10 protein-coding genes are annotated in these 8,386 nt (G+C 42.2%); 7 read left to right on the top strand and 3 right to left on the bottom strand.

Annotated features, from left to right (window positions below; translation table 11 throughout):
• The 4 genes from ACTHMC_RS29360 to ACTHMC_RS29345 all read left to right on the top strand — a co-directional run.
• On the top strand, nucleotides 1-489 hold a 489-nt coding region (locus ACTHMC_RS29360; protein WP_440418646.1), incomplete at its 5' end, for a hypothetical protein.
• Nucleotide 490: 1 nt separating this feature from the next.
• Nucleotides 491-1,339 carry a hypothetical protein gene (locus ACTHMC_RS29355; RefSeq protein ID WP_440418645.1) on the top strand — a complete coding sequence of 283 codons (849 nt, stop codon included), beginning with the start codon at nucleotides 491-493 and terminating at the stop codon, nucleotides 1,337-1,339.
• A 24-nt stretch (nucleotides 1,340-1,363) separates the two neighbouring features.
• Entirely contained in the window at nucleotides 1,364-2,191 is an 828-nt protein-coding gene (locus tag ACTHMC_RS29350) for a hypothetical protein (RefSeq protein ID WP_440418644.1), read from the top strand.
• A gap of 83 nt (nucleotides 2,192-2,274) precedes the next feature.
• A complete protein-coding gene (locus tag ACTHMC_RS29345) occupies nucleotides 2,275-3,471 on the top strand; it encodes an IS256 family transposase (protein ID WP_440418643.1) in 1,197 nt (398 codons plus the stop codon).
• A 402-nt stretch (nucleotides 3,472-3,873) separates the two neighbouring features.
• Here the strand turns inward: ACTHMC_RS29345 and ACTHMC_RS29340 are convergent, their stop codons facing one another.
• Nucleotides 3,874-4,863 carry a winged helix-turn-helix domain-containing protein gene (locus tag ACTHMC_RS29340; protein WP_440418642.1) on the bottom strand — a complete coding sequence of 330 codons (990 nt, stop codon included), beginning with the start codon at nucleotides 4,861-4,863 and terminating at the stop codon, nucleotides 3,874-3,876.
• A gap of 171 nt (nucleotides 4,864-5,034) precedes the next feature.
• Here ACTHMC_RS29340 and ACTHMC_RS29335 point away from each other — a divergent pair, with 171 nt between their 5' ends.
• Complete coding sequence (locus tag ACTHMC_RS29335; RefSeq protein ID WP_440418641.1) at nucleotides 5,035-5,712, top strand: YceI family protein; 678 nt, start codon at nucleotides 5,035-5,037, stop codon at nucleotides 5,710-5,712.
• 143 nt (nucleotides 5,713-5,855) lie between these two features.
• Here the strand turns inward: ACTHMC_RS29335 and ACTHMC_RS29330 are convergent, their stop codons facing one another.
• Nucleotides 5,856-6,308, bottom strand: coding sequence for a hypothetical protein (locus tag ACTHMC_RS29330; RefSeq protein WP_440418640.1), 453 nt, complete (start codon nucleotides 6,306-6,308; stop codon nucleotides 5,856-5,858).
• 284 nt (nucleotides 6,309-6,592) lie between these two features.
• Between ACTHMC_RS29330 and ACTHMC_RS29325 the strand changes: the two genes are divergently transcribed.
• Nucleotides 6,593-6,970: an SPW repeat domain-containing protein gene (locus ACTHMC_RS29325; protein WP_440418639.1), complete on the top strand. Its 378-nt coding sequence runs from the start codon at nucleotides 6,593-6,595 to the stop codon at nucleotides 6,968-6,970.
• A gap of 17 nt (nucleotides 6,971-6,987) precedes the next feature.
• On the opposite strand, the gene map is transcribed toward ACTHMC_RS29325, so the two are convergent.
• Nucleotides 6,988-7,752, bottom strand: coding sequence for a type I methionyl aminopeptidase (gene map, locus ACTHMC_RS29320; protein ID WP_440418638.1), 765 nt, complete (start codon nucleotides 7,750-7,752; stop codon nucleotides 6,988-6,990).
• A 178-nt stretch (nucleotides 7,753-7,930) separates the two neighbouring features.
• Between map and ACTHMC_RS29315 the strand changes: the two genes are divergently transcribed.
• Nucleotides 7,931-8,386 (top strand): MarR family winged helix-turn-helix transcriptional regulator, encoded by a 456-nt coding sequence (locus ACTHMC_RS29315; protein WP_440418637.1) that lies wholly within the window; start codon nucleotides 7,931-7,933, stop codon nucleotides 8,384-8,386.

Raw genomic sequence — 8,386 nt, 5'->3', positions numbered from 1 at the left:
GGTCTTAACTGTATCGTATATAAAGAGCTCATGAAGTCTGTAAGAGTATTATTAAATCAATTATCTAAAGCTGATTTAGGATTAGAAAGATATAAATCTGAGATAAGGCAAATAATTGATGTTTTGGAAAAAGTAAAAGCACTACATGCTACATCAAATTATAGAACCATCATTGCAGGCGGTGAATTGGTACAGATAAGATTACATAATCCTGTGTCTGATCAAATCTTTGTAGGAGAATATGAGCTTTCAAATTCACTATACTTACTCACCTATTTGGGCAGTCATTACTACTCTTCTTTCAAAGGGAAAATTGTAAAATGTTTTCCAATTAATCCTGATGGAACAATTCCACAAGAACATACTTTAAATGGCAATTCAAAAGAAATGCTGACAAATTATAATGAATTTCAAGCACTACATGCTCTTACTGCTACGGCAAACTGGGGGGATTCATTATTTAGGATAGATGGAAGTAAATTAATATAGAATGCAAGATGCTAAATACATAATGGTAACCAATTGGGATTTGCACTGGGATAAGTTAGGTCCTAAATGGAATAATTCTACTTTGTTCACGTTGCCGATAATAAAAGATGGGATAGAAAAGAGCAATTTCCCAGAGAAAGCTGTTACCCTGTTTATTAAGCGGAGCAAAAGCAATGAGTTAGAAAAAAGCTGGCTAGGCATTTCCAAAAATTTTCGGCAGGATCCCAACAAGGGTAACCCTGCCATCCGCTTTGAAGTGTCGGATCTGAAGGAAATAGATTGCCCTGAAGAATATAAGGCTTACACGAACGGTTGGCATCTAAATAAACAATGCCTGCCTTCTCCAGCTATAATCGATTCAATACCGGAGCAGCATATTAATACACGCCCACTTTTCTTTACCGCTATGGCAAGTTGTGACTGGGAGCAATTCGAAGAGTACACTTTCCTATTGCTTCGTTTATTGGGTATCCATGAATTGCATCGTTTCCCTCAAACTGATAATCGGGGAAAAGCAGATGGCTTCTTCAAGCTGGGCAGTCTTTCTGTATTATATGATGCTACGCTAGAGCCAAACATTGAATCGGTAAAAGGTGTTCAACTAGAAAACTTTATTCATCAGTTGAAAAGTGATAACATTAAAATCAATGAAAAATTAGGCTATACGATTAAAGATAATGATCGGCAGGTTTGGATCATAACCCGTGGCCATATTGTCCGTTCTTTAAGGATACACGATCAAATAGAGGTTAAAGAAATTCCATACGCAAAGCTTATTGAGATATACGACAAGCGCTTGCAGGAAGAATGGACAATCCTACAACTATCAAGACAATTGAAAGATTTATAATAAACATGATCTAGTGCTTCAAAAATGAAAGAGTCAATAAAATATCAGCGTAAAATAATCGGAGTAGAAAGTAAATTGGGCTTCTTGTATATACCGGCTCATGGGCAGGAATTTATGCCGGCAGAAACTACAAAAGTATCTGTATGGCTAGAAGGTAATGTCAAGCCATTTGATCTAAATTATAATGCCGACCATAAAAGAATTTTTGGCTTAACCACCTGGTATAAGAAGCATAATATTCAACCTGGAACAGTACTCAATATAGAGCTTACCCGGTTACAAGTAAAAGTTTCTGTTGCTCACCAAGAGCTTAGCATACAGGAAGAAGAAACTGAGCAGGATCTTATTGATTTATCGGGTCTTTCTTCAGGTGCCAAGGGCAATATCGTGGAAGACCGTATTAAAGAGCTAATCCTGCTATATGGTCAGGGCTTACTGAATGTGTATAAGCCAGTGGTAGACAATCGGGGGATTGATCTTGTGGTTATGCAGAATGGTTTCTTCTATCCTATTTTCATACAGGTAAAATCAAGATTCAATGCGGTCAAAAAAGGCAGTATTCTGATTGATATAAGCGAAAGTACTTTTGCAGTACACAATAACTTTTATATTGTAGGAGCCGCATTCAATCCCTCAACTCTGGAGTTAGAAGACAGATTATTATTAATTCCTTCTAAAGATTACGAAGCTAATTCAACTTTGGTATCAGTAAATGGCAAAAATAAACGTCGTTTTAATGTCTCTTTGAAAGAAGGTACAAAAGCCAAAGGTGCTAAGCATTTTATTAAGAAATCTGAACTCGTAGAGAAACTAATGGAGAAGTTTGAGGAGATGGGCAGGTATTATAAATAGACACTATAACAAAAACTGTGTAAACATAGAAAATCGGGGTTCGTAAGAGCTCCGATTTTTTTAATTTTAAACTTTACACAGACATGAAGCCAGAGGATTTTTTATCAGACGACTTTTTGAAGCAGTTCAAGTCCGGTCAGCAACTCAACGACTTTCTGGGTCAGATCCAGAAACGAGCGATTGAAAAGATGCTGGAAGGTGAGCTGGACGGGCATTTAGGGTATGAGAAGAATGAACAGAGTAAGAGCAAAAATGCCCGTAATGGGTATGGGAAAAAGAAGATCAAAACTCAGTACGGAGAATCAGAGATCCAAGTTCCTCGTGACCGGGATGCCAGCTTTAATCCCATGATCGTTCCCAAGCGGGAGAGCATGGTGGAAGGCATTGAAGAGGTGATTGTATCGCTGTACGCAAAGGGTATGAGCGTAAGTGATATCGAGGAACAGATCAAAGATGTTTACAAGTTTGAAGTCTCTACTGCCACCATCAGCCGGATCACTTCCCGTGTAGCCGAAGACATCGTAGCCTGGCAGAACCGACCACTGGAGCCGGTTTACCTGATCGTATGGATGGACGGGATCGTGTTCAAGGTCCGGGAGAACAGCAAAGTGGTCAACAAAACGATCTACATCGCTGTAGGCTTACGTAAGGATGGCTTTAAAGAGGTGCTGGGCATGTGGCTGGGGAAGAATGAATCTGCGGCCTATTGGATGACTGTATTGACTGACATGAAGGCCCGTGGTATGGAAGATATCCTGATCACTGCCACCGATAACCTCAATGGCTTCACGCAAACGATCCGGACTGTATTCCCTCAATCAGCAACTCAGGTCTGCGTTGTTCATCAGATCCGCAATAGCTGCCGGTATGTGGTCTGGAAAGACAAACGAGAGTTTACCATCGACATGAAGGATATCTATGCCGCACCCACCCGCCAGGCTGCTCAGGCCGCCCTGGAGGCCTTTGAAAGTAAGTGGGGAAGCAAGTATAACTATGCTATCAAAAGCTGGAAGGATAACTGGGAAGAGCTGACCGTTTTTTTTGACTTCCCGATTGAGATCCGCCAGATTATCTATACAACCAACCTGATTGAAAACCTCAACGGCAAGATCAGGAAGTACACAAAGAACAAGCTCTCATTCCCTACAGATGACGCCGTACTCAAGTCGGTGTACCTGGCTTTGCGGGAGGTAACAAAAAAATGGACAATGCCGATTAGAAACTGGGGCATTGTCCTGGATCAGTTTTTAACTATTTTTGAAAACAGGATCAAGATATAGATCCTGCTACGAACTCCGTTTTTTGAAACTTACACAGTTAGTGAGATAGTCCCTATAAATAAAAAATCACAAGGGTTGAAAAGTCTTTACGGTTGTATCTCATTAACTTTACGTTTTTGACCAGTAAAGTCCTACCCTGTCTGACTACCTTTTCTGCAATCTGTCCATTATGTCCGAACAAATAGATCTCCTTATCCTTGATACAGGGTTCTACTATTGGGACTTGGATTGTGTAAGCAGCTTTAAGTCATTGGTTATTAATTCTCTTAGCATGTGAAACACTTTAAAATCGTTACAAAAAGAGTTCGACATCTGTCCGAACGGGTTCACTGAGTTTTTCTAACCCGCGCATGTCGCGGGTTTTGTGTTTTTATAAATCTCTAATTCTCCTCTCCTTTCAACTCAGCACGCCAACTGCCCTATCACAAGTTTATACCCTTTCCCATGTATATTCAGTATACTTATGCGCGGATCAGCTTTCAATTTTTTCCGCAACTTGGAGACGAACATATCCAGGCTCCGGCCCACGATAACACCTTCATCCTCCCAAACTTCTTTCATCAACTGGTCGCGGTCTATCACTTCCTGCTGAGCTTTGGCAAAAACCTCCAGGAGTTTGGCTTCTTTTGCTGTGAGTATGGTGATGGAAGAACCTGCTACCAGTTGCTGACTTTCGCGCAGGAAAAGCAGGTTACCAATTGAAATGCCTGGTGATACCGGGGCCTCCAGCTTACCTTCTTCCTCTGCCGGATCTGCCTGAATGTTTTCAGGCCCATGACTGGTTACTGCCTTCCCTGTTGAAGCGTTCTGGACTGACGGAGTTCCTGTTTTGTTTTTAGTTCTTCTTCCCAAATACAGCGCGCCGAATAAAATACCTGCCAGAATAGCCACTATGCTACCCGTAAGAACACCACTTGAAAACGGGTCGATGCCCGCAACTTCAGTTTCAGTAAACATGATCAGTAAATTGTAGAAACCCATTTCCTGCCTGCGGCCCAGGCACGGTATAATATTCCGGATACTGTCTTTATAAATCTGGAATCCGTAGATCACTTCGGGTGAAGGAGTATTCTGAATAACTTCCACGCGGTAATTAGATGGCAGGCCATTGGCTTCCACTACCCTGCGCACAGTTTCCACCAAAGTATCGGATAAAAAAGTAAAAGGCGCAGAAAACCGGAGCAGGTATTCCCTGTTAGCCCGTTCTTCCACAGGAAGGATGCGGGAGGAAGAATCACCGGCCTGTAACAGCAATTGATGACCGATCTGCCGGATCACCAGTTTTTCAGTTGCCCGATCTGCAACGGGCTGGCTGGCCCGGTCACGCATGGCAGACCAGGAAACGATAACTATAAGGGCAGCGCCCATCAGCAGCAAGGCTTTCCAACTCATACTTAAAATTACTGTATTCCTGATGAGCCGGGGCGGCGCTTATCAGATTTTACATTCGTTTACATAGTTTTTACCAGCCTTTTGCCACTGCCGCGAAAAGACCATTTAGGTTTGTATCAACAACCCGGGTTTCTTTATTTCCACATTTATAATCACATAAATCAACAACTTATGCGGTCAATCTTCTTGTTGGTCTGCGCACCCTTATGCCTGACCTTTGCCAACGGCTGCCGGGATAGTTCAGCCAACGCTGTGGCAGACTCTACTATTGCTGTGACATCAGTTCCTTCCACAAAAATCGGGAATGTAGTGGGTTATTCTCTGGTGATACCAGAAAGTTTCGTCAACTGGAAAGGCAAGAGTGTTATGGGAGGAAATGGACATCAGGGTTATATAAAACCTCTGACGGGCACCCTGGCTATTGACGGCCAGGGCAATATTGCAGGAGGTTATTTTGAACTCGATATGAATTCCATTACTTCTACCGACAAAAAAGATACAAGCAGCGATAACGGACTGGTATCTCATCTGAAAGACCCGGACTTCTTTGATGTGAAAAAATTCCCTAAGGGTACGTTTCAATTAACCAAAGCGATTAAGGTGTCCAGCGATTCCACCTTTTATATCACCGGCCAGCTGACCTTACGGGCAATTACACAGGAGATCCAATTTCCGGCTACGATCGTCAAAACCGGGGATGATATTAAGGCTACGGCGTCGCTCTCGATAGACAGGACAAAATGGGGCATCACTTACAAGTCGGGTAGTATATTCGGCCTTGTGAAAGATGAATTGCTGGAAGATTTGGTACCGGTGTCCCTTGATTTACGGTTTCATAAGAAACATTGATAAGCGACTATTCAGGATCCGGCTATTGCCAGCATTTCTTGTATCTGGCCGGATGCCCATATTTATTTACAGGAACTAAAAACCCATAATACTAATGCGGGTTTTTAGTTCCAATACATCATTATAATTATTCTGATAAGACATTACTTTATTATATTGGATATTTCCTTTTCAAAGTGCCCAGTAGAAACATAATCACTGATCATTTGAGTATGAGCTATCCCTTTTGAATCAATACTAATAAAGGTGACATTTATAAGATTCACATTTATGGAACTGCCCTGTCCATCTCTTTTCACCCTGACATTCCACTCACCCCGGAGCCTCACAGGGTTCTTCATATCAGATCTCTTATAATAACCTCCCACAACCGGGACATAAGCCTGTAAACTACTGTTCTTATACTTCGGTATAACTATGTCAGCGTTATTATGAACGAGATTATCATCCTTGTCTTCCCAAGTAGCCAATACTGCTGAATTATCAGAAATGACCAGCCCACTGCTCCTATCGATCAATTTAATGGACAGGCCATTCTGCGCAAACAGATCAATCAACTTATCCCAGACCTGATCAAAATCATTACTGCTCTTCACAACGAAGGGAAGTGTTGCATAACTATTTTTTACGGGATATGTTTTATAGGAGCAGGATGACAACAAAATCACGATCGCTATTACGGGTACCGTAATGCATTAAAATCAAAAACTAATAGATGCTAAAATGAGCTGGATTTCATATCCTCCCTGTAAAATCATACACAGAAGTGTAAATAAAACTCCATACAAATGTGTTTTCCACTCTACACTTCAAGCCTGAATATGCAAAGCAGTTTCAGGCATAACAAATGCTGCAAAACCATTTGAACAAATATCAATTTATGAAACCGATCAGTACAAAAGCGCATGGCTATTTAGACTACATTGTAGGTATCCTTTTGATAGGTGCTCCGTGGATACTTGATTTTGCGAGAGGGGGTGCGGAAACCTGGGTCCCTGTTATACTTGGAACAGGTACAATTCTTTATAGCCTGCTTACCGATTACGAGTTGGGCATCACCCGAGTGTTCACTATGCGCATGCACCTGTTTCTGGACGTTGTTGCAGGTCTTTTACTGGCGGCATCCCCCTGGCTCTTCGGCTTCGCAGATTATATCCGGCTACCCCACCTGGTAGTAGGTATTATGGAAATTCTGATCGCACTTTTAACACGGACTGCGCCTTTAAAAACTACAGCCCGAGTACGTCCTGTTGCATAGTTACAGCCGCAATAATGCTAGGCCCATATTTCATTTTTACCCGTAAATATAACCGGCTGGCCATCCGTAACCATTATCGTGTGCTCATGTTGCGCAACAAACCCTCCTTTGTTGCCAATCAGGGTCCAACCGTCCGCCTGCGTATCTGCAATGGTAGATATGGTGGATATGAAAGTCTCAATGGCTACTACGGCGTTCTTTTTGAAACGTGTTCTATTGTATTTATCGCAAAAATTGGCAATCTCGTGAGGCTCTTCATGTAAAGCACGCCCTATCCCATGTCCGGCCAGATTCTTTATAACTTTATAACCTGCTTTCCTGGCTTCAGTTTCAATCAACCTCCCGATCTCTGATATCCTCACGCCTCCTTTGATATTGCTGATCGCTTTTTGTAGAATCAGTTTCGAAGTCTCCACAAGCCTTCCATGTCCATGTATATCCTGACCAATTACAAAAGAACCTCCATTATCCGCCCAGTATCCATTCACCTCTGCCGATACATCTATATTTATCAGATCTCCTTCCTGAAGGATCCTGCGGGCTGATGGAATTCCATGAGCCGCCTCTTCATTTACACTTATACAGGTAAAACCCGGAAAATTATAGGTCATTGCAGGAGCAGATCTGCCACCAGCCCCAGCCAGTAACGCGCCGCCAAATTCATCCAGCTCTTTTGTTGACATACCAGGCCTGGCATACTCCCGCATCTTCTTCAGGGTAATAGCTACAACATCGCTGGCTAACTGCATTCCTGTTCTTTCGCTTTCTGTGGAAATAGACATATGGTTATTTTATCTCAGGCCTACTAACAATGAAATCGCTCAATTGTTCAATACTCTCCTATAGATATCAACCCGGCAATATTCCCGCCACTCGTATTCTTAAAAATCATTAAATACTGTTCGCCGATCAAATAAATTATATTATCTTAGCCACTAAGATACTTATCAAATAAACTATATGGATACTGCCCTGATCACTCAGCTGAGGAAACTGAACCAACTCCACGCCTACACTTCCCTCCAGATGCACGAAGCTGTAGCCCGAAAGGCAGGCCTTTCAGGGACCGATCATAAATACCTGGGCTGGCTGCTGGAAAGAGGACAAATGACTGCAGGCGAACTCGCAGCCCTCACAGGGCTTACCACAGGCGCTATCACAGGTCTGATAGACAGGTTTGAAAAAAAGAAACTTGTAAAAAGGCAATTTGCCGAAGAAGACAGGCGAAAAGTGATCATTGTACCCAACTCAAAAGCCATCATGTCATTGTTCGCTCCCCTTTATAAAGAATACCGGAGCAAATCCGAACAACTGATAGCCAGTTTCTCCACCAAAGAGATCAGGATCATCGAAAAGTATTTTACACAGGCCATCGGGATCATGAATGAAACCACCAGTAAGCTCAACAAAAAATAA

The sequence above is a fragment of the Pseudobacter sp. genome (genome assembly GCF_051955275.1).
Taxonomy (GTDB): Bacteria; Bacteroidota; Bacteroidia; order Chitinophagales; family Chitinophagaceae; genus Pseudobacter.
Note: the sequence above shows the minus strand (reverse complement) of the source record. Positions and strands in the feature narration are given on the sequence as shown.

Excerpts from the sequence above, each read along its gene's own strand:
- ACTHMC_RS29340 (WP_440418642.1), bottom strand. The coding sequence starts at position 4,863 with ATGAGTTGGAAAGCCTTGCTGCTGATGGGCGCTGCCCTTATAGTTATC.
- ACTHMC_RS29345 (WP_440418643.1), top strand. The coding sequence starts at position 2,275 with ATGAAGCCAGAGGATTTTTTATCAGACGACTTTTTGAAGCAGTTCAAG.
- ACTHMC_RS29350 (WP_440418644.1), top strand. The coding sequence starts at position 1,364 with ATGAAAGAGTCAATAAAATATCAGCGTAAAATAATCGGAGTAGAAAGT.
- ACTHMC_RS29335 (WP_440418641.1), top strand. The coding sequence starts at position 5,035 with ATGCGGTCAATCTTCTTGTTGGTCTGCGCACCCTTATGCCTGACCTTT.
- ACTHMC_RS29325 (WP_440418639.1), top strand. The coding sequence starts at position 6,593 with ATGAAACCGATCAGTACAAAAGCGCATGGCTATTTAGACTACATTGTA.
- map (WP_440418638.1), bottom strand. The coding sequence starts at position 7,752 with ATGTCTATTTCCACAGAAAGCGAAAGAACAGGAATGCAGTTAGCCAGC.
- ACTHMC_RS29355 (WP_440418645.1), top strand. The coding sequence starts at position 491 with ATGCAAGATGCTAAATACATAATGGTAACCAATTGGGATTTGCACTGG.
- ACTHMC_RS29315 (WP_440418637.1), top strand. The coding sequence starts at position 7,931 with ATGGATACTGCCCTGATCACTCAGCTGAGGAAACTGAACCAACTCCAC.